Below are 21,974 nucleotides of genomic sequence, written 5' to 3'. Positions count from 1 at the left end.
CCCCATCCCTTCAGCGCCGAGCCGGGAGCCCGCCTGTATCGGACCGGCGACCGCGGCCAATGGAACGCGGACGGCACGCTGGCGTTCCTCGGTCGCGTGGACTTCCAGGTGAAGGTGCGCGGCATGCGCTTGGAGCTGGGTGAAGTGGAGGCCGCGCTCGCCTCACTCCCCGGCGTCCGCCACGCCGCCGTCACCGCGAGGACGCCTCGCCCGGGAGATACGCAGTTGGTCGCGTGGGTGGTGCCGAGCAGCGCCGACGTGCGCATCGAGGACCTTCAGCACGCCCTCTCGCGCCTCCTCCCCTCCTTCATGCTCCCCTCCCGCTGGCTCTCGCGGGACTCCCTCCCTCTCACCTCCACCGGAAAGGTCGACAGGAAGGCCCTCTCTTCCCTCCACCTCGACGACTCTTCTCTCCCCTCTTCCGGCGGCCCCCCTCGCGGCCACGTCGAGACACTCCTCTCCCAGCTCTTCCTTCAGGTCCTCTCTCTCCACTCCATCGAGCGCGACGCCAGCTTCTTCCACCTCGGCGGTCACTCTCTCTCCGCCACCCGCCTCGTCTCTCGCATCCGTCACGCCTTCGGCGTTCAGCTTCCCCTCGCGGCCCTCTTCGCCTCTCCCACCGTCGCCTCCCTCGCTCGCGAACTCACGCGGCTTCAGGACTCCACGGTGGAACTCGCGGGGCCCACGTCGCTGCCCTCCGGAGCGGCCCCCGCGCTGTCTCCCGCGCAGGAGCGACTGTGGTTCGTCCATCAACTCCAGCCGGACTCCGCGGCCTACAACGTGGGGCAAGCGGCGGAGTGGACGGGGGCGACGGATGCGCATGCGCTCGACGCGGCGCTGAGGTGGCTGCTGGAGCGGCACCCCGTGCTGCGCACCGTGGTCGCGTCGCATGAGGGACAGCCTCGGGCCGAGTTCGCGCCCGTCCCCTCCCGCGTGCTTCGCGTGGAGGAGTTCGCGGAGGGTGCCGATGCGCGCACACGCATGGCTCGGCGGATCAGCGAGGAGGCGGACCGTCCCTTCGAGTTGGAGCGAGGTCCGCTCTACCGAGCCCTGCTGCTGCGCACGAGCGAGGCGCACCACATGCTGGTGCTCGTGTTCCACCACCTCGTGGCGGATGCACTGTCCGCGGGCATCCTCATGCACGAACTGGGTGCCGCCCATTCCGCGCTCCAGGCCGGACACGCGCCCGCGCTGCCACCCGTGGCGCTCCAGCATGCGGACCTCGCCGCATGGCAGCGCTCCGAGCCAGTTCGCGCGCGGGACGAGGCCCAGCTCGACTACTGGAAGACCCAGCTCGCGGGAGCACCGGATGTCCTCACGCTCCCGACCGACAAGCCTCGCCCCGCGGTCCTCACCCACCGTGGCGACAATACCGGCTTCCACCCGCTGCCCGCCTCGCTCGCCGAGGGCATCCGCGCGCTCTGCCGGCAACACCAGGTGACGCCGTACATCGTGATGTCCGCCGCGTTCGCCGCGCTGCTGCACCGCTACTCGCAGCAAGAGGACTTCTGCGTCGGCACGCTCGTCTCGGGCCGCACGCACGAGTCCTTGGAGAACGTCGTCGGCACGCTGACCAACACCGTGGTGCTGCGCACCCGCGTGGAGCCGAGCACGCCGTTCACCGCCCTGCTCGGCCACGTGCGCGCGACGACGCTGGAGGCGCTGGCGCATCAGGACGTGTCTTTCGAGCAGGTGGTGCAGTCGCTGGGCGTGGAGCGCAGCTCCAGCCGCGCTCCGCTCGCGCAGGTGATGTTCGACCTGCACCGCACGGAGTTGTCGGCGGCCAGCGGCTTCCACTCGCTTGGCGCTCGACGCGTGCCCATCGAGACGTGGACGTGCGAGGCCGACCTGTTCCTCACCGCCATCGAGGTCGGCGACGGCTTCGAGGTCTACTTCCAGTACAGCACCGACCTGTTCGAGCCCGCGTCCATGGAGCGGCTGCGCAACCACTACGTGCGCCTGCTCGCGCATGCGGTGGCCTCGCCGGGAACACCCGTGGCCGAGCTGTCGCTCCTGTCTCCCTCCGAGCGGGAGCAGGTGCTGCGCACCTTCAACGCCACCGCGCGCCCCTATCCCGAGGACGCCACCCTCGCCTCTCTCTTCGAGGCCCAGGTCGCGCGCACGCCGGACGCGCTCGCGGTGGTGGCACCGCAGGGCTCGCTCACGTTCCGCGAGCTACACCTGCGCGCCTCACGACTGGCGGCTCGGCTCACGGCGCAGGGGGCGGGGCCCGAGGTCGTGGTGGGCCTGTGCCTGGAGCGCTCTCCGGATGCCGTGGTGGCGCTGCTGGGCATCTTCCTCAGTGGCGCCGGCTGTCTGCCGCTGGAGGCCACCCATCCGGCAGCCCGCCGCGCCTCGCTGCTGCGGCAGTCACGCGCGCGCCTCGTCGTCAGCCGTCCCTCGCTGTTCGCCGACGTGGAGCTGGGGGTGCCGTGCGTATCGCCCGACGGTGACGCGGACATGTCCGCGCTGCCCGTGCCTCGTCCACCCGCCGCCGCGAACCTCGCGTATGTGCTCTACACCTCGGGCTCCACGGGTGAGCCCAAGGGCGCGGAGCTGACCCACGGCAACATCGTCCACGCCTTCGCCGCCTTCGACGCGACCTACGCCACGAAGCCCGGAGACCGCTGGGCCTCGTCGGGCAGCCTGTCGTTCGACATGCACCTGGAGGAGCTGCTCTTCAGCCTCACGCGCGGCGCCTGCACCGTGCTGCGCGAGGTGGGACCGCTCGGACTGGGACGCGATCTGCGCGAGCACCACATCACGCACGCGGTCCTCACGCCGTCTTCGCTGGCCACCGCGCTGGAGGAACCCGGCGCGCTGGAGGCGTTCCGCGCGCTGAAGGTGCTCGTCACCGGAGGCGAGGTGCTGCCCGATGCGCTGGTGAAGCAGCTCGCCTTCACGCAAGGGCGGCTGCTCAACACCTACGGCCCCATCGAGACGAGCATCAACGTCACCGCCGAGGTAACCCGGCCCGACCGCCCCGTGCGCTTGGGCCGCCCCTTGGACCGCTGCCGGTTGTACGTGCTGGACGCGCGTGGCGAGCCCGTTCCCCCAGGCGTCCCGGGCGAGCTGTTCATCGCCGGCACGGGCCTGGGCCGCGGCTACCGCGACCGTCCGGACCTCACCGCCGAGCGCTTCGTGCCGGATCCGTTCTCGGAGGTCCTGGGCGCGAGGCTCTATCGCACGGGAGACCGGGTGCGGTGGCTCGCGGATGGCACGTTGACCTTCCTTGGGCGCGCCGACTTCCAGGTGAAGGTGCGCGGTGTCCGCGTGGAGCTGGAGGAGGTCGAGGCCGCGCTGCTGCGTCAGCCGGGCGTGCGCCAGGCGGGCGTCGTGGTGAGAGGGAGCCAGCGCGACACGCGCTTGGAGGCCTTCGTCGTCATCGAGGGCGATGGGGTGGAGAAGCTGCGCGATGCGCTCGCGCGAGCACTCCCGGATGCGCTCGTCCCCACGCGGTTCTTCGCGGTCCCCGCGCTGCCCTTCACCACCAGCGGCAAGGTGGATCGGCGTGCGCTCGCGGCGCGGCCCGTCCCCGAGCTGGAGCGGGCCGAGTCGGAGGGTGAGCCGCCTCGCGGGCCCGTGGAGACGCTGCTCGCCCAGCTCTTCGGTCAGGTGCTGGGCGTGTCCCAGGTTCGGCGCGAGGACGACTTCTTCCACCTGGGCGGCCACTCGCTCGCGGCGACGCGGCTGGTGGCGCGGGTGCGCGCGGCCCTGGCCGTGGACCTGCCGTTGGTCGCGTTCTTCACCGAGCCCACTGTCGCGGGGCTCGCGCGTGAGGTGGCCGAGCGACGTGGGAAGTCCTCCGGGCTCCCCGCGCCCCAGCCGCTCGCGGCCGACGTGGAGCACACTCTGTCGCCCGCGCAGGAGCGACTGTGGTTCATCCAGCAGCTCCATCCGGACAGCCGCGCGTATCACCTCTCCGAGGCCGTGGAGCTGGAAGGCCCGATTGACGCCGCCGCGCTGGATGCAGCGCTGCGCTGGCTGCTGGAGCGGCACGCGGTGTTGCGGCTCACGGTCGCCTCGCGCGGTGGACGTCCCGTGCCGGTGCAGAACTCCGTGCCCGCCACGGTCCTGGCCGTGGACACACTGGGCACCGAGGAGAACTCCTCGACGAACCGGGCCCGGTGGATGCGCGATGCCGTGCACGCCGCCTTCGACCTGGAGCGCGGACCGCTCTACCGGTTCCGACTGCTGCGCGCCGCGCCAGAGCAGCACGTGCTCCTGCTCGCGTTCCACCACCTCGTGGTGGATGGGCTCTCCCTGGATGTGCTCTCCCGAGAGCTGGGCGAGGCCTATGCCGCCCTCCGACAGCAGCGCGTCCCGTCCACGCCTCCCGTGCGGCTGGAGCATGCCGACGTGGCCGCGTGGCAGCGCTCCGCCCCGGTGCTCGCGCGCGACGAGGCCCAGCTGGACTTCTGGAAGCGCCGGCTCGCGGGTGTGCCGGGCGTGCTCAAGCTCACGCCCGACAAGCCGCGCCCGGCCACGCCCACCTTCGCGGGCGCTATCACCGCCGACCATCCGCTGCCCGCGAGCACGGTGCAGGCGCTCGATGCGCTCTGCCAGGCGCGCGGCGTGACGCCGTACATGGTGCTGTACGCGGCCTTCGCGGCCCTGCTCCATCGCTACACGGGCCAGGAGGACTTCTGCGTCGGCACGCCGGTCTCCGGCCGCACGCATCCGGCCACCGAGGGCGTCGTCGGCCTGCTGCTCAACACCGTGGCGCTGCGCACCCAGGTGACCTCGGAGACGACCTTCGAGGCGCTGCTCACGCAGGTGCGGGACACCGTGCTGGAGGCCCTGGCCCATCAGGACGTGCCGCTGGATCGCGTGGTGCACGCGCTGGGCGTGGAGCGGTCCACCGCGGCGGCGCCGCTGTTCCAGGTGATGTTCGATTTGGTGCGCGTGGAGCGAGGACTCGCGGACGCCTTCCCCGAGCTGCGCGCGAAGACTCTGCGGCCCGAGCTGCTCACCAGCCCGTTCGACTTCTCGCTGTGGGTCGCCAGCACAGGGGAAGGACAGACGCTCGCGCTGCGCTACGGCACGGAGCTGTACGAGGCCGCGACGGCCGAGCGCCTCCTGGCCCACTACGCGCGACTGCTGGAGCACGCGCTCGCGTCGCCGTCCACGTCCGTGGGCGCGCTGGACGTGCTCCCGAGCACCGAGCGCCATGCCGTGTTGACCGCGTGGAACGACACCCGCGCGGACTACTCGCGTGAGGCCACCCTCGGCGCGCTCTTCACCGAGCAGGCGCGGCGGACTCCCGAGGCCGTGGCCCTGCGCGCGGGGGAGACCCAGCTCACCTTCCGCGCGCTGGAGTCGCGTTCGAACCAGCTCGCGCGTCGCCTGCACCGGATGGGCGTGCGACGGCAGACGCTGGTGGGGCTGTTCCTCCACCGCTCCGTGGACATGGTGGTGGCGCTGCTGGGCGTGTTGAAGGCGGGGGGCGCGTATGTCCCGCTGGATCCGACTCATCCCGCATCGCGGCTCGCCTTCATGCTCGAGGACACGGCCGCCACCGTCCTGTTGACCGAGGACGCGCTGGTGGACGTGCTGCCCGCCTCGCAGCAGCTCGTGCTGTGTCTGGACTCCGAGTGGGCCCGCACCGCCGGCCGTGAAGAAGACGGCCCGCTCGCGCCCGAAGCGACCGCGGAGGACCTCGCGTATCTGCTCTACACCTCGGGCAGCACGGGCCAGCCCAAGGGTGTGATGGTCGAGCACCGGGGCGTGGTGAACTACCTGACCTGGGCCCAGCGCACCTACGCGGTGGCCGAGGGAGAAGGCGCACCGGTCCACTCGTCGCTGGCCTTCGACCTCACCGTCACCAGCCTCCTGGCACCGCTCCTCGCCGGTCGTCCGGTGGAGCTGGTTCCCGAGGAGGACGGCGTGGAGGGCCTCGCGGCGGCGCTGCGTGCGCGCGGGGACTTCAGCCTCGTGAAGCTGACGCCCTCGCACCTCCAGCTCCTGTCCGCGCAGCTCACCGCCTCGGAGCGGGCCGGCCGCACGCGGGCCTTCGTCATCGGCGGCGAGGCGCTCACCGCACAGGCCGTGCAGGCCTGGCGGCATCACGCGCTCGAGACGCGGCTCATCAACGAGTACGGTCCCACGGAGACGGTGGTGGGCTGCTGCGTCCACACCGTGGGCGTGGACACTCCGGAAGAGGGCACGGTGCCCATCGGGCGCCCCATCGCCAACACGCGCCTGTATGTGCTCGACGCTGCCTTGCGGCCCGTGCCCACCGGCGCGCCCGGCGAGCTGTTCATCGGCGGCGACGGCGTGGCGCGCGGCTACTGGCAGCGCCCCGCGTTGACCGCCGAGCGCTTCATCCCGGATGCGTTCTCCTCCGAGCCTGGCGCGCGGCTGTACCGCACGGGCGACCGCGTGCGGCTGCGGCCCTCGGGCGAGCTGGAGTACCTGGGCCGCACCGACTTCCAGGTGAAGGTGCGTGGCCACCGCGTGGAGCCCGGCGAGGTAGAGGCCGCGCTGTGCGCGCTCCCCGGCGTGGAGGCCGCGTGCGTCGTCCTGCGAAACGATGGCGCCACCGGACCTCGCCTCGTGGGCTACGTCACGGGAACGGAGCCCGGCCTGGACACGCAGGCGCTGCGAGATGCGCTCACGCAGCGGCTCCCCGCGCACCTCGTCCCGGCCGTGCTGGTCGAGCTGAAGGCGCTGCCGCTGACGCACAACGGGAAGGTGGATCGCGACGCGCTCCCCGCGCCCGAAGCGGCCGCTGGGAGCGAGGACTTCCTCCCGCCCTCCACGCCCACCGAGGTCGCGCTCGCGGAGCTGTGGCGCGAGCTGCTGGGCGTGCGGCGTGTCGGCGCGCGGGACGACTTCTTCGAGCTGGGGGGCCACTCGCTCCTCTCCGTGCAGCTCTCCGCGCGGGCTCGCGAGCAGTTCGGCGTGGAGCTGCCGGTCGCGGCCCTCTTCGCCACCCCGACGCTGGCCGCGCTGGCCGCGCGCATCGATGCCCTGCCTCGCACCCGCGCGTCGATTGCTCGCCGCGACCGTGAGACCTCTGGGCCCGTGCCCGCCTCGCTCGTGCAGGAGCGGCTCTGGTACGCGCTTCAGCTCCCCGAGGCTCCGCCCTTCGTCGTCATCGCCGTGCTGGTGCTGGAGGGCCCGCTCGACGCCGCGCACCTGGAGGCGGCTCTGGAGGCCGTCCTGGAGCGCAACGCCACGCTGCGCTCCACCTTCCACCTGGAGGGCAGCGCGCTGCTCACTCGCGAGCACCCCGTCGCGCGGCCCGTGCTCGTCCGCACGGAGCTGGCGCACCTGCCTCCCGCCGAAGCGATGGAGGCCGCGCGCAACCTGGCCGTGCGCCATGACCGCACGCACTTCGACGTGGAGCACGGGCCGCTGTACCGCTTCGAGCTGGCCCGGCTCGCGAGCGACGGCACTCGGCACGCGCTCGTCGTGGCCATGAGCCACCTCGTCAACGACGGCATTGGCCTGGGCGGATTCTTCCAGGAGCTGGCGGCGGCCTATCGCGCGGCGCACTCGGGACACCTGCCCCTGCTCGCGCCCGCGCCGCATCCGTACGCGGACTTCGCGCGTTGGCAGCGCGCACCCGAGCACCTGCGCGACGTGGACGCGGCGCTGGAGTCCTGGAAGCAGGCCCTGGCGAACGCGCCCCCCGTGTTGGACCTGCCGCTGGACTTCGCGCGCCGCGCCCCAGCCCTCAACGCCAACATGCGGCCCGAGCCGCTGACGTTGGCCTCCGAGCACTGGACCGCGCTCCAGGCGCTGGCTCGGAGTGAGGGCGTGTCCGCCTTCACCGCCGTGCTGGCCCTCGTGCAGCTCTGGCTGCACCGACTCAGCGCGCAGCCCCACGTGGTGGTGGCCTCACCGTTCTCCGGCCGCGTGCGGCCCGGTACGGAGCAGCAGGTGGGCTTCTTCGCCAACGTGCTGCCCCTGTGCACCGAGGTGGCCGGAGCGCCCTCCTTCCGCGCGCTGCTGCGCCGCGTGTGGAACGTGGTGGGCCACGCGACCGAGCACCAGGAAGTCCCCTTCAAGCGCATCGCGGACGCCGTGCATCCGGACACGCAGCGCAGCGCCCCACCGCTGGCGCAAGCGCTGCTGCTGCTCGACAGTCCCGGCGCGCTCGACTTCGCGGGCCTGGGCGCCACGTACCTGGAAGGCGACAGCGTCATCCCCGCCTATGACGTCGTGGTGCAGCTCATCGAGCGGCCCGAGGGCGGCACGGTGGGCGTGCTCGCGACGGACAGCGCGCTCTTCGCGCCCGGCACGGCCCGACGCATGGCGCGAGCCCTGGAGCAGTTGCTGTCCGAGGTCCTCCGCGCACCGGACGTCTCGCTCCCGCGCTTGTCGCTCCTGTCCGCGGAGCAGCGCGCCCATGCCCTCACGTCCCTGGATGGCGGGCCGCAGGACGTGCCCCCCGGTGCATGCGTGCACACCCTCTTCGAGGCCCAGGTGCGGCGCTCGCCGCATGCGCCCGCGGTGGCGCATGGCGACAGCACGTGGAGCTACGCGGAGCTGAACGCGCGCGCGAACCTCCTGGCCGCGCGCCTGCTGGCGCAGGGCCTCCAGCCCGAGGAGCGCGTGGGCGTGGTGATGGAGCCCTCCAATCAGGGCATGGCCGCGCTGCTCGGCATCCTCAAGGCGGGCGGTGCCTACGTGCCCCTCGACGCGGGCTGGCCGGAGCCTCGCAAGCGCTCGGTGCTGTCACGCTCGGGCGTGCGCCGCATGTGGGTGGACCCAGAGACGCTCGCGTCGCACGCGGACCTCGTGGCGCACGTGGAGGTCCCGCCGCAACCGGACACCGTCGCCGAGGACACCTCCCCCGGGCCTCGCCCCGTGCCGGACTCGCAGCTCGCGTACATCGTGTTCACCTCTGGCTCCACCGGCGAGCCCAAGGGCGTCATGGTGGAACACCGCTCCGTGGTGAACCACAACGTGGCGCTGGCTCGGCGCTTCGGCTTGCGTCCCGGTGACCGGATGCTCCAGTTCGCGCCGCTCAGCTTCGACGCCGCGGCGGAGGACCTGTATCCGCCGCTCGTCGTGGGCGCCACGGTCGTCATGCGCAGCGGGCTGGTGCCGGCGCACACCATGACGCCGTACCTGGAGGAGACGGGCATCACGATCATCAGCCTGCCTCCCACGTACATCGAGGAGTGGATCCGCCAGATGGACGCCCATGGGCAGCGCGTGCCCGCGCGGCTGCGGCTGCTGGCGCCCGGCGGCGATGTCCTCAAGCGCGAGGCCTTCGAGGCCTGGAACCGCGTGGGCGGCGACCACGCGCCGTGGCTCAACGTCTACGGCCCCACCGAGTGCACCATCACCTCGGCCACCTGCGACATCCCCGGGCCCGAGGGCGTGGGCACCGACGCGACGTTCCCCATCGGGCGCCCCATCCCCCGCGTCCGCTTCTATCTGCTGGATGAGCAAGGCGAGCCGGTGCTGCCGGGCCTGCCGGGCCGCGTGTTCATCGGCGGCGCGGCGCTGTCTCGCGGCTACCTGGGCGCACCGGACCTCACGGCCGAGCGCTTCCTGCCAGACCCGTTCGCGTCCGAGCCCGGCGCGCGCCTGTACCACACGGGCGACCTGGCCCGTCAGCAACCGGATGGGCGCCTGCGCTTCCTCGGCCGCGCGGACCATCAGGTGAAGATTCGCGGCTTCCGCATCGAGCTGGCTGAAATCGAAGCCTGCCTGCGCCGCTTCGCGGGCGTGGAAGAGGCCGTCGTGGTGGCGCGCACCGGCACCGCGGGCCAGACGCAGTTGTGTGCGTACCTCCAGGCCTCGCCCGTCACCGTGCGCGCGGAGGCCCTGCGGCAGCACGTGGGCGCGCAGCTCCCGGCGTACATGGTGCCGGCCGACTTCGTGGTGCTGGAGGCCCTGCCCATCAACGCGAACGGCAAGGTGGATCGCCACGCGCTGCCCGCCCCCGAGTCGCTGGCGCCGCCGCCTCCCGTCGCTCCGGTCGAGAGCACTCCGACTGAGCAACACGAGACGCCGTTCCGCTCCACGCTGGAGATGGCGCTGGGCCGGCTGTGGCGCGAGGTGCTCGGTCGTCCGGAGGTCCGCGCGGACGACGACTTCTTCCTGCTGGGCGGCGACTCCATCCTCGCCATGCGACTTTTGGGGCGCATGGAGGAAGAGCTGGGCATGCCCGTGCCGCTGGCCACCCTCTTCCAGTACCCCATGCTGAAGGAGACCGCGGACGCGGTGCGCGAGCTGCTGGAGGAGGGCCCGCCGCGCACCAGCGTGGTGTCCCTGTCCGGTCCCGGCACGCCCTCGGACGCGCCGCCGGTCTTCCTCTTCCATCCGGCCGACGGCGAGCTGCACTACTACCGGCACCTCACGCCGCTGCTGGAGCCGCGCCTGCGCTGCTACGGCATCCAAGCCCCGGAGACGGTGACGAAGCACGGCCACGCCACCTTCGACGAGCGACTGGCCGCCTACGCGCGCGACATCCGCGAGGTGCAGCCCCAGGGGCCGTACCGACTCCTGGGCTACTCGTATGGCGGATATCCGGCCCTCGGTGTCGCCGCGCTGCTGGAGGCCGCCGGCGAAACCGTGGAGGTGCTGGCGCTGGTGGACTCACTGCCGGCGCTCGACGGCGCGCAGAAGCCCCAGGATCCAATCCGCGCCATGGCGGACGAGTTCAACGTGCTGGACGCCGCGCTGGAGGCGGAGCTGGCCACGCTGAACGAGACACAGCAATGGGAGCGCGTGGCGAAGCTCGGCCGAGAGCGCGGCATGCTGGCCCCCCACTTCGAGGGGCGGGACTTGCGGCGCATCTGGCGCGTGCTGGGCGAGGTGCTGGTGCCGCAGGTGATGGGCTGGAAGGTGCCCACCTTGCGCACACGCGTGCTGCTGTTCGCCAGCGCCGCGTCCCGCGCCGAGCAGGGAGCGCTGCTCGGCTGGGAGCGACATCTGGAGCCGGCGCGCCTGGAGTGCGTGGCGCTGCCGGGCTCTCACTTCGGCACGCTCCAGTCGCCCAACGCGGACGCCCTGGCGCGGCGGGTGCTGGCCCAGGTGGGCGAGGAGAAGGCGGCGTGAGCGCTACCGCATCCGAGACTCGAGCCACGCCTTGGTGAAGATGTTGGCGTCCAAGGGCGCCAACTCCACCTCCTCGTAGCGGACGAGCATCTGCGAGCCCTGCTGATCGTCCGTCTCCAGCACCTCGCGGTAGTGCAGCACCTGCTGCTGCGACACGGGGTCCTTGAAGCGCTGGTAGCTGCGCACGATGTCGGTGCGCAGCGACTTGCCCGAGGGCGCATACCCCACGCGCTTGACGATGTTGTTCTGCGGATCCACCCACAGGCGCAAGAGCGCGAAGGGCACGGTGCCGTTCGGGTCCTTCGCGGTCAGCAGCAGCTTGCGGTAGGCCACGCCGCTGACGGTCTCCAGCCCCTCGTCCGCGGCGGTGTAGTCCTCCGCCAGCCGCGAGCGATCGAAGTCCGTCTCACACGCGAAGGTGGTGAGCACGTTGGTGCGCTGGGTGGTGCGGCGCCACGCGCCCGTCCCCGGGTCGTACTCCCAGAGATTGCGCCCGATGCGCAGGTAGCCCTGCCCCGCCAGGTGCGCCGGCTGCGTGGACACGAAGAGCAGCTCGCGGGTCTTCTCTCGGCGGTAGACGTTGACCTCCAGCGCCCGCTTGGTGCCGTCCTTCTTCGTCTCGAACATGCGGACGACGCCCTTGTAGTCGCTGGCAAAGGACATCTTCTCGTCGATGTGGCGCAGGAGCGCCTCGGGCGCGAGCTTCGCCTCGGCCTCCGCCGCGGCACTCACGGCGGGCAGCAACAGCGCGACTCCAAGCAGGGTGGCGGACATCCGGGGACGTGCGTGCATCACAGGGACTCCATGGCGGAACGGGGAGAGAGAGAAGCCGCCTTCAACGCGGGGAGGATGGAAGCCAATCCCGCGCCCAGCGTCACGACGAGCACCGCGACGAGCGCGTGCGCCAGAGCCGGCGCCAGCGGGAGCGTGCCACTGAAGAAGACGGTGGCGAGCGCGTCCGGCAGCGGCAGCACGTCACGCAGTAGCACGCCCAGGCCCGCCGCCGCGCCAGCGCCCAGCGATGAGGCGAGCAGCCCCAGCACCAGGCCCTCCAACACGAAGGCCGTCACCACCGCGCCGCGCTGCATGCCCATGGCGCGCAGGGTGCCAATCTCTCGCTGCCGCTCGCGCACCGCCACGCTCAGCGAGACGAAGAGGCCCACGCCCACCACGCCAAACACCACCGCGCCCACCAGCACCAGCAGCAGGCCGAGCCCCTGGTCCACGAACTCCAGGAACGAGGCCTCGTCCTCCCAGGAGCTGACGTCCACCTTCTGGCCCACCCAACCCTCGCGCAGGAGCGGCGCCAGCTTGTCGCCGTAGGCCTCGTGCGACGCGGGCAGCACTTGGAGCCCTGACTCGCGCAGCCCGTCGCGCACGCGGGTGGCCAGCGCGTCCAGGTCCGTGTCCTCGCTGCACATGAGCTGCACCACGCTGGCGGCTTCGGCGCGGTAGCCGTACAGCTCGCGCAGCGTCACGTTGGAGACGAGCAGACCCGCGGACTCGCCCAGGGCACCGGCGCGCTCCAGCACGGCCACCACTTCCAGGTCCACGGCGTTGCGGCGGCTGCCCGGCATCTGCACGTACAGGGTCGCCAGGTCGCCAATCTTCACGTGCAGCTTGTCCGCCAGCGGCGCGGACAGCGCCACCGTGCGCCTGCGGGACAGGCTCTCCATGGTGCCGGCCCGCAGGCGGAAATGAGCGAGCGACGCGCGCTCTTGCTCCGCGTCCAGGCTCATCAAGAACGAGCGCACGCGGCGCGAGCCGGCTCCGGCGGTGGCCATGCCTCGGCCTCGCTCGCGCACGACGCAGTCCGCCGGCACTCGCGACGCCAGCGCGGTGCGCACCGGGCGCGTGTCCCCCATCACCGGGAAGAGGGAGTCGGGGTTCTCCTTGAAGTACCCCCCCACGTTGAGGTCGCCGCTGATCCACGTGCGCACGGCCTCGCGCTGCGCCGCCGCGACGCCCGCCTTCAGCGCCATCACTCCCACCAGCACCGCGCTGGCTCCGGCCAGCACGACCACCAGCAGCAGGCCTCGCTCGCGATGAGCCAGCACGCTGCGCCAGACGATCTGAAGAAGCGCTCGCATGGCGTCTAGTCCTCGCTCCGCCGCATGGCCACGCCAGGTGCCACCGAGCTGCCCCGCCACGCGGGCACCAGCGCGGACACCACCACCACCGCCGTCACCCCGAGCACCACGGCCACCGTGGCGCTCGGCATCAGCTCGGGCCTCAGCACCGGGCCCCCCAAGAAGAATTGAAGCGCGCTGTTCTGGATGGCGATGCCCTGCCCCGTCCAGACGCGCAGCAGCCCCGCGCCCACCAGTGCCCCCGCCACACTGCCTGCTCCGCCCAACAGCAGCCCCTCCAAGAGGAGCGACGCGAAGACCTCGCTGCGCTGCATGCCCAGCGCCCGCAACGTGCCCACCTCGCCCACGCGCTGCCTCGCGAGGAGCAGGAGCGTGCCCGCGGACACCAGCGCCACAAAGAGCGCGAGCAAGAGCGCGAACAGTCCCAGCACCACCTGGGTCATGCCCACCAGTCCCGCGAGGATTCCACCCGATTCCTGCCACCCCACGCTGGCCAGCTTCACCTCGCCCGGCAGCGCCGCGATGCGAGGCGCCAGCTCGTCCGTCGAAGCTCCAGGGGCCAGCAGCACGGCGGCGTGCATGGCGCTGCCGTGGTTCAGCTCGTCCTCGGTGAAGGTGTCGGGTGGCGCGCGCGCGCCCCGGAAGGAGGGCGCGGCCCCCGAAGACGTGGTGCGCGCCTCGCCGTCCACCACCTCGGGGGGCTGGAAGGCGTCCAGGGACTGCCGCCCCAGCGCGTCGTCCTTCTGCATCCCGAAGGTCTCCACCAACTGCTGGGTCTCCGCCGCCTGCGCCCGCGTGAGCCGCCCCGAGAGCTGGCGCGCGGACACCAGGTCCACCAGGCTGATCGCGTTGGCACGCCCGTCATCGCCGCCGAGCCCCTGGAAGCGGAACGTGCCCCACAGCCGCACGGGAAGCGCGGGGCCCTGCTCCAGCGGATTGCGCAGGACGAGCGTGTCGCCCGGTCGCAGCCGGTAGAGCGGCAGGTGGGGCGCCAGCTCGGAATAGAACTGGCCGTAGCGCGCGTCGAAGTTCGCATCGTCCAGGGCGAGGAAGCGCCCCAGCAGCGTGGGCAGCTCACCCTCGCCGCCCAACACTCGGGCCAGCGTGGCTTGGAGCGCCGTGGCGCGATCCACATCCAGGCGCGCGAGCAGGTCCGGAATCTCCTCCACGTTGCGCGCCACCAACGTGCGCAGTCGCTCGTCGTCCGCGAAGGTGGCGCCGCGCTCACGCTCTCGCTTCAGCTCGTCCAGGCGTGCCGCGATGGACAGCTTGAAGCTCTGCTCGTAGGTCGCCTGTCCCATCAGGAGCCCGCGCGCCCCCGCGGGAGGGAGCTGCCCGGTGACCAGCTCGAAGCGGGGGAACGTGCGCGCGAAGCGCGGCAGGTCCGTTCCCAGGTAGTCCACCGACAGCTCCTCGCCCTCACCCGCCTGACGGGCCACCTTGTTCTCCAGCACCTCCAGCACGTCCTGCGGAGACTGGGTGAAGTGTTCCCAGAAGGCGGGCGTGGAGGCCTCCCGAAGCGCTTGGAGATCATCGGCGTCCACCGGGTCATCCACGAAGGCCTCGGAGCGACGGAGCGAGTCGCGCGCCACGCCCTCCAGCGTGCGGCGCAGGTCCTCGCCCAAGCGCCGCAGCCGCGCGTCGCGCTCCTCGGAAGCCGGCGCGCGAGACGCGGCCCGCAGCACCGCGAGCTTGTCGTCCAGCGAGTTGCCCCGGAACGTGGAGCCCATCCCCAGCTCCAGCGGCACCACGTCGCGCACACCCGGCAGCGCGCGCAGAGAGGACTCGGCGACCGCGTAGTCCGGCATGGGCACCAGCTCCGGAACGCCTCCGGGCCCCGCCACCACCCGAGGCGACTCGGGCGACGACGCGGCGTACACCTGGAGGTCCCCCGCGCCGCTCTCGATGAGGCTGCGGCGCGTGCCGTCATGAATGCTGCGCATGAGCGAGGCGCCCGGCGTCAGCAGCGCGGCGGCGCCGGCCGCCAGGAACCCCACCACCCAGCTCCGGGGTCGGGACACCACGCCTTGAAGAGTGAGCCACCACAGCGTCACGAGGACTCCTGATCCGGCTGCCATCGCCGTGCGACTTCCGCCACCGAGAGCGTCCGCTCACGCGCGGCGGACGGTACACCGACCCGAGAAAAACGAACCACAGCGCGCCCCATTACGCGGGAGCCAGCGCGCGCAGCAGCAGGTCCACCTGCGCATCGGTGAGCGAGGACACATCGAGCTCGGCCGGATCCACCACCTGGCGCACGTGCGCCGCCAGCGCCGCTGCGGTGGGGTGCTCGAACAGCGCCGCCGGGCGCAGCCGCAGGCCCGTGCGGTCGTTGATGCGCGCCACCACCCGGTTGGCCATCAACGAGCTGCCGCCCAGGGAGAAGAAGTCCGTGGCGGCCCCCACGCCCGGCGCGCCGAGCACCTCGCGGAAGGCCTCCGACACCACGGTCTCGAACAGCCCCAGAGGTCGCCCTGTCTCCTCGCCTCGCGCCCGCGCACGGAGCGCCTCGCGGTCCACCGCGCCGTCCGCGCTCCGAGGCAGCGTCGCCACGACATGGGGCACCACCGCGGGCGACAACCCGAGTGCGTCCGGGGCACTCCCCGCGGCCGACGAAGCGATGAAGACATGGGCCGCGTCGAGCGCCCCCCCCGTGCCCAGCCCCGCCTTGCGCCAGGGCCACGCGCGGGCCTCCACTCCCGCCAACAGGTGCGCGGGCCCATGCTCCGCGGCGAGCGACAGCGCGGCGAGCGCCTGCTTCGGCTCCAACACGCGATAGCCGGGCGGCGCCGCGCCCACGCTGCGCGCCATTCCCGTGTCTCGCACCTGGCTGAGCGACACCGCCACGGCGGAGCGACCATCCGCCACCAACTGCTCGGCCAACCTCTCGATGAAGCCCGACGCCGCGCAGTAGCCCGCGTGCAGACCCGCCCCCAGCGTCCCCATCAGCGACGCGGTGAAGACGAGCACGGCCTCCGGGCGCTCCCGCAGGGCCTCGGCCACGGCGAGCGCGCCTCGCACGTGCGCCGCGCCTCCGCGCACCAGCCCCTCCGGTGATTCATCCGCCAGAGGCGTGGAACCGAGCGTCCCCGCCAGATGGAAGGCGCCGTCACAGGGCTGGCCGAAGTGCGCCTCGGCCCGCCGCACCGCCTCGCGCACCGCGGCGGCGTCCGTCACGTCCGCCTGGAAGTACAGCGCGGCTCCCGGCTCCGAGTCCTCCGCCCCCTCTGCGGCCGGACGCCGACCCACCAACACCAGCCGCGCCTCCAGTCCGCGCCGCAGCAGCCGAGCCCAAGCGCGCCCCAGTCCGCCCTGCGCGCCCGTCACCAGGTAGAGCCCACCGCGCTTCAGTCTCCGAGGAGTCGTCAGCGCAGGTGGCTGCCACGGAGAGAAGGCCCGCTCCCAACGGCTCCCGTCACGCCAGGACACCTCGCGCGCCGCATCCGGATGCAGGAGTTCCCGCGCGACACACCGAGCGGCCTCGCGGGCATCGCTCGGCATCCAGAGCATCCTGGGCGTGAGCCCCGCAATCTCGGCGGCGCCCGACCACAGCAGGCCCGGCACCAGCATCGCAGCGGCCTCGGGCGAAGACGCGTTCTCCGCCCGCGTCGCCACCGCCCACAGCCGCACCGGCGCGCGCTCCGCCCAAGGAGCCAAGGTCTGCAGGGCGCGAAGCACCGGCGCGACGACCGCCGACAACGCATCCGACGACGGAGGCGAAGAGTCACTCCCGGCGACCGAGGACGCGCCCACCGCGACCACCACGTCCTCGCACCGAACGCCGCGTGCCCGCAGGGACTCCAGCGCATGCCCCAGGCCCGCGACATCCCCGGGCTTCACGCTCACGAACTCGCGCGATGGCGACTCGGCCCGAAGCGCGACGACGAGCGACTCCGGAGCGACCACGACCACCGGCCCACGCGTCGCGCCCGACAGTTCCCGCTGCGGCCGAGGCAGCCAGCGAGCCACCGCGAGACACGCGGGCATCGCGTCAGGTCCCCCCAACGCCTCCACCGCGCGGCGGCGCTCCTGGGTCAGCCCGCCGGTCTCGAACTGGCGGCGCATCTCGGTGCGCCCGCGCTTGCCCAGCTCCGTGCGCGGCACCTGGTGCTTCTCCACCGGGACCCAGTGCGCGACCTGGAACGACAGCGCGCGAGCCACTCGCTCGCGCAGCGTCCGCAACAACTCGGGCAGGGGCGGCGCGTCCGGAGTCGGCACGAAGAAGAGGACAATCTCATCCGTGCCCGCGTCCTCGCCGCGCGTGGGGCAGGCCACGGTGTACGAGGCCAGCACGCCCGGGACGGACTCGACGACCACCTCGATGTCCTGGGGATAGACGTTCTGCCCGTGGATGATGAGGATTTCCTTCTGCCGCCCCGCGATGCACATCTGGTCGCCGTCGAGCACCGCGAGGTCCCCGGTGCGGAACCAGCCATCGCGCGTGAACGAGCGCGCGTTGAGGTCACCGTCCTCCAGGTAGCCCGCGAGCACCTGCTCACCTCGGACCTGGAGGTGCCCCACCGTGCCCACCGGCACCACCACGTCCGCGTCGTCCACCACCCGAAGCGCCCCACCCGGGAACGGAGGGCCCAGCGCCGTGGCGTGCTCGGACGCCTGCGAGCGCACCCCGCGCGTGCAGGTGAAGTACGAGGACGTCTCCGCCATGCCCCACGCCGGGCTCAGCACCTCGGGTGTCAGCCCCACCGCGCGCAGCGGCTCGACGAAGCGCTGCATCGTCACCGGCAGCACCGGCTCGCCGCCGCACATGAGCGTGCGCACGTGCGACAAGTCCCAGGAGCGCCGCTCGCCGCGCTCCAGGCGGTCCGCCACCAGCCCGTACGCGAAGTTGGGCGCCCAGCTGAACGTCCCACGGAACTCGGTCAGCAGGTCCAACCAGCGCAGCGGCTCCGCGAGGATGTGGTCGCGCGCCACCAGCACCTGGGGCACGCCCACGCGCAGCGCAGACAAGTGGGGATTGCAGATGCTCGCCACGTGGTCCAGCGGCATCCAGCCCACGACGAGGTCTCCGGGGAGGATCCACCCTCCCGCCACCATGCCCTCGCCCATGACCAGGAGGTTGTGGTGCGTCAGCACGATGCCCTTGGGCCGCCCCGTGCTGCCCGACGTGAACGACACCACCGCGGGAGACTGGGGCGTCGCGACGACAGGCGCGGCGGGCTCCGCGCCCGACAGCGAGGACACCGCCACGGCCCGCAAGCCCTGCTGCTCCAACACCTCCGCCAGCGACTCCGTCGTCACCACCCAAGGGCGCTCCAGCCGCTCCACCACGGCGAGCAACCGGACGAAAGTCGGGTGCGAGGTGTCACGGCGAGGCGGCGGCGCCATGGGCGCGGGCACGCCTCCCCCCAAGATGCAGGCCCAGAAGGCGCGCACGAAGTCACCCGGATGCTCCAGGACGAGCACCACCCGGTCCCCAGGCCGGACACCGCGCGCGAGCAAGCCGCTCCACAACCGCAGCGCCTCGTCCCACAGCGCGGCGAGGGGCAGCGTCTCACGCCGACCGTCCACGTCGATGAAGGTGAAGACCTGCTCGGGCGTCCGCGCGATGGCCTGACGCAGCAGCTCCACGAGCGTGGTCGGCGAGCCGGGCGGCGCGCGCCGCGGTCCTCCGTCGAGGAAGCTGAGAGGCCCACCGGAATCCCCCGCCGAAACGGCGCGAGGCGCCGCGACACTCGCGGCCGCGCGAGGCCGAGGCAGCAGCTCCGCGGGAAGCAACGCGTCGAGCGGCGTGAAGGACTCACGCGCGGCCCAAGGCCCCGCGACGCCCACGGCCTCCACGCCGCGCTGGCGCAGCGAAGCTTCCAGCCGCGCGAGGCGAGCGGACACCGGCGCCTCCATGCGAGCCAGGGCTTCGCGGTCGACGTCACCAGAGGGGAGCCTCGGGAGCGCGTCCAGCAGCGCGACCTCGGGAGCGGTTGGACCCAGGTGCTCGCGCAGCAGCGCGGACAGGGCCTCGGCGCGGACCGCGCCAGTGGGCACCACCCAGACCACTGCGTCCGGACCTTCGCCCACGGCGAAAGCATCCCGGACACGGGGATCCATCAGGAGGAGCGCTTCGGGGGGAGAGACCAGCGCGCGCGATTCCATTTCGCCCATGCTAGCAGCGTGCGACGCCGCTCGGAGCATTCACGAGGTTGCGCATGTGGGCCCGAAGGCCTCAAGCTGCGCGCTCCGCACGTGACGTCCCGTTTCTCCCCGACGAGGATTCCCACGCCATGACGGCCCCCTCCCGCGCCGAGCCTCCCTCTCTCGCGCGCTCCTTCCACTTCTGGGCGCGCAACGCCGCCAACGAGTCCGCGCTCCTGCGCGCCTCTCTCCAAGTGGGGCTCTTGGATGCCCTGCCCGTCGCGGGCCGTGGCGCCCCCCTGGAGCTGTCCCGGCTCGTGCAGCACCTGGGCACGTCCACCCGCGGCCTCCGCTCGCTGCTCGAGATGTTGGTGTGCCTTGGCTTCGTGCGTCAGGAGCCCGTGCGCAGCTTCGCCCTGGAGCCCACCATCGCCGCCCTGCTGGCGGATGCCTCCTTCCGTGCGCGCCTCCAGGCGGAGCTGCCCTGGTGGAGCCCCTTGGCGCAGCTCGATGAGGCCGTGAAGCGGGGCGAGCCCGTGGAGCACGCCGGCCAGCGCTGGGACGTGCTGGGCCACCTGGGGGAGCTGTTCCTCACGCCCGCGCCCGTCTCCACCTTGCCCGGCGCGGAGGACTTCTTCGATCGCTTTGCTCGGAGCGCCGCGCGCACCCAGGTGCTCATCAGCGCCGCGAGGCTCGGCGTGTTGGAGGCCCTCGCCGCGTCCGCGCGCACGGTGCCGGAGCTGGGCGCCGCCACGTACATGAGCAGCACGGGCCTGCGCAGGTTGCTCGAGGTCCTGGAGCACCTGGGCCTCACCGCGCCGAGCCATGGCGGCACCTGGGGCCTGTCCCCCGAGGCCCAGCAGCTCCTGGAGGGCAAGGCGCTGCCCTACCTGGTGCGCTCGCTGTCCGTGTCCGCGCAGTACACCGAGGCGCTGGGCGCCTTGGATGAGACGGTGCGCACCGAGCGCTTCATCCTCGACCTGAAGGACCCGGAGGTGAGCCGGCGCTTCTACACGGACAACTCCACTCAAATCACCGAGGTGTTCGCCTCGCACTTCAAGCTGAGCCGGCGCGCGGCGCAGACGGTGGCCCAGGCGCGTCCGCTGGAGGGCGCGCGGGTGCTGGACATCGGCACGGGCTCGGGCGTGTGGGGTGGAGCGTTCGCCCGCGCCACGCCCACCACGCACGTGACGTACTTCGACCAGGCGGCGGTGCTGGAGCAGGTGCGCCGCAACGTGGCGAGCATCCTCAAGGTGTCGAACCGGGCGCGCTTCTGGCCCGGCAACCTCTTCGAGCAGGACTTCGGCGAGGCCGAGTTCGACATCATCATCCTGCCCCAGGTGCTCAACGTCCTCCGCCCCGAGGACCTGCCCGGCATCTTCGCCCGCGTGGCGCGCGCGCTCAGGCCCGATGGCATGCTCGTCATCGCCGAGTATGTGTTGAACGAGCGCCGCGACGGCCCCCTGGACCATCTCTACTTCGGCCTGCGCCGCTTCCTCACCAACGAGGGCGACCTCCTGTCCGCCTCCGAGTACGCGGCGCTGCTCTGCGAGGTGGGCCTCACCCGCTCGGTCTGCATTCCCCTGCCCACCCAGGAACTCATCCTCGCGGCGCGGCCCGGCGTGGCGTTGCCCACCCAGCTCGCGCCTCCACCCACCGCCGCATGACAACGCAGCGCGCCGCGACTGTGACGTCGGCGCGAACGTGCCGCACCGGCTTGCCCCCGGCTTCTCCCGCCCGCTAGCGTCTGCTGCTCCCGGCCTTCTCCCGTCTCCGCCAGGTCTCCCCATGTACGCCGTGCCGAAGGTGGACACACTCGGCCTGCCCGGCGCAGGCGCCACGCCCGGGGCCAGCCCACGCGCTGGCTCCGTCAGCGCGCGCCTTAGAGCCGAGTACGCGCGAGAAGTGGCCGCCCTGCCGCAGCCCGCACAGTCGGTGCCCGGCGCGCTCGTGGACCTGGGAGGACATGTCGCGTTGGGCGTGGGCGCCGCGCTCGCGAGTCACGCGCTGATGGCCGCGGCCCCCGTGGCGGGCTGGGCGCTCTACCCGCTGGTGGCCCTCTTCATCGCCACGCGGTTCCGCGCGGTGGGCAACATGCTCCACGAGGCGTCCCACGGCATCCTCGTGCGCGGCAAGCGCAACAACCGCCGACTGGGCCAACTGCTGGCGGTGCTCGACTTCACCTCGCTGGAGACCTACGCGCGCGAGCACTTCACGCACCACCTGCACCTGGGCCACCCCGAGAAGGACCTGGACTTCGTGCCGCGCCAGCGCTTCGGCTTCGCGGATGCCACGCGCCCCTTCGTGCGCGACCACCTGCTCCGGCCGCTGCTGCTCGTGCAGCTCCCGTCCTTCATCCGGCCGCTCGTCTTCCACCGCCAGGACTCCGCTTGGGTGCGCGTGGGGCGGCTCGCCTACGTCGCGGGCCTCCTCGCGTTGGCGCACGGGGGCGTGGGCTGGAGGGCCTTCTGCCTCTTCTTCCTGTTGCCGTGGGGCGTGCTGTACCAAATCGTGCGCTACTGGTCCGATGCCATGGACCACGCCGGCATCATCAGCGCCGCGGATGAGTTCCACCGCGCGCGCAATCACATCTTCGCGTGGGGCTGGCTCAACCGGCTGCTCTTCCCTCGCGAGGACCAGTACCACCTGACGCACCACCTCTTCCCCGCGGTGCCGACCGCGCATCAGGGACGGGTGCATCAGTTGCTGTTGCTCGATTCGGACTACGCCGCGCGCGACCACTCGGTGGCCGCGCTGCTGTCTTGAGGCGTCCTC

7 protein-coding genes are annotated in these 21,974 nt (G+C 72.3%); 3 read left to right on the top strand and 4 right to left on the bottom strand.

Annotation, left to right across the window (positions count from 1 at the left end; genetic code table 11):
- Nucleotides 1-11,022, top strand: an 11,022-nt coding sequence (locus JGU66_32630; protein MBJ6765525.1) for an amino acid adenylation domain-containing protein, incomplete at its 5' end; no start/stop codon positions are given.
- Nucleotides 11,023-11,025: 3 nt separating this feature from the next.
- Here JGU66_32630 and JGU66_32625 read toward each other — a convergent pair.
- The 4 genes from JGU66_32625 to JGU66_32610 all read right to left on the bottom strand — a co-directional run bounded on the left by JGU66_32625 (nucleotide 11,026) and on the right by JGU66_32610 (nucleotide 19,175).
- Nucleotides 11,026-11,817: an outer membrane lipoprotein-sorting protein gene (locus tag JGU66_32625; GenBank protein MBJ6765524.1), complete on the bottom strand. Its 792-nt coding sequence runs from the start codon at nucleotides 11,815-11,817 to the stop codon at nucleotides 11,026-11,028.
- On the bottom strand, nucleotides 11,814-13,112 hold the full coding sequence (locus tag JGU66_32620) for an FtsX-like permease family protein (protein ID MBJ6765523.1): 1,299 nt from the start codon (nucleotides 13,110-13,112) through the stop codon (nucleotides 11,814-11,816). The genes JGU66_32625 and JGU66_32620 overlap by 4 nt, the downstream gene beginning before the upstream one ends.
- Nucleotides 13,113-13,117: 5 nt before the next feature.
- A complete protein-coding gene (locus JGU66_32615; GenBank protein ID MBJ6765522.1) occupies nucleotides 13,118-15,190 on the bottom strand; it encodes an FtsX-like permease family protein in 2,073 nt (690 codons plus the stop codon).
- Between the two features lie 88 nt (nucleotides 15,191-15,278).
- A complete protein-coding gene (locus JGU66_32610) occupies nucleotides 15,279-19,175 on the bottom strand; it encodes an SDR family NAD(P)-dependent oxidoreductase (GenBank protein ID MBJ6765521.1) in 3,897 nt (1,298 codons plus the stop codon).
- 173 nt (nucleotides 19,176-19,348) lie between these two features.
- Between JGU66_32610 and JGU66_32605 the strand changes: the two genes are divergently transcribed.
- Both JGU66_32605 and JGU66_32600 read left to right on the top strand, forming a co-directional pair.
- The gene (locus JGU66_32605; GenBank protein ID MBJ6765520.1) at nucleotides 19,349-20,866 is read left to right on the top strand and encodes a methyltransferase domain-containing protein; all 1,518 of its coding nucleotides are present in this window, start codon (nucleotides 19,349-19,351) and stop codon (nucleotides 20,864-20,866) included.
- 121 nt (nucleotides 20,867-20,987) lie between these two features.
- Nucleotides 20,988-21,965 (top strand): fatty acid desaturase, encoded by a 978-nt coding sequence (locus JGU66_32600; protein MBJ6765519.1) that lies wholly within the window; start codon nucleotides 20,988-20,990, stop codon nucleotides 21,963-21,965.
- Nucleotides 21,966-21,974: the final 9 nt, after the last annotated feature.

This window comes from Myxococcaceae bacterium JPH2, from assembly GCA_016458225.1.
Lineage (GTDB): Bacteria > Myxococcota > Myxococcia > Myxococcales > Myxococcaceae > Citreicoccus.
This window is presented reverse-complemented; position numbering and strand designations above follow the sequence as displayed.

Excerpts from the sequence above, each read along its gene's own strand:
- JGU66_32620 (MBJ6765523.1), bottom strand. The coding sequence starts at position 13,112 with ATGCGAGCGCTTCTTCAGATCGTCTGGCGCAGCGTGCTGGCTCATCGC.
- JGU66_32615 (MBJ6765522.1), bottom strand. The coding sequence starts at position 15,190 with ATGGCAGCCGGATCAGGAGTCCTCGTGACGCTGTGGTGGCTCACTCTT.
- JGU66_32610 (MBJ6765521.1), bottom strand. The coding sequence starts at position 19,175 with ATGGATCCCCGTGTCCGGGATGCTTTCGCCGTGGGCGAAGGTCCGGAC.
- JGU66_32605 (MBJ6765520.1), top strand. The coding sequence starts at position 19,349 with ATGACGGCCCCCTCCCGCGCCGAGCCTCCCTCTCTCGCGCGCTCCTTC.
- JGU66_32600 (MBJ6765519.1), top strand. The coding sequence starts at position 20,988 with ATGTACGCCGTGCCGAAGGTGGACACACTCGGCCTGCCCGGCGCAGGC.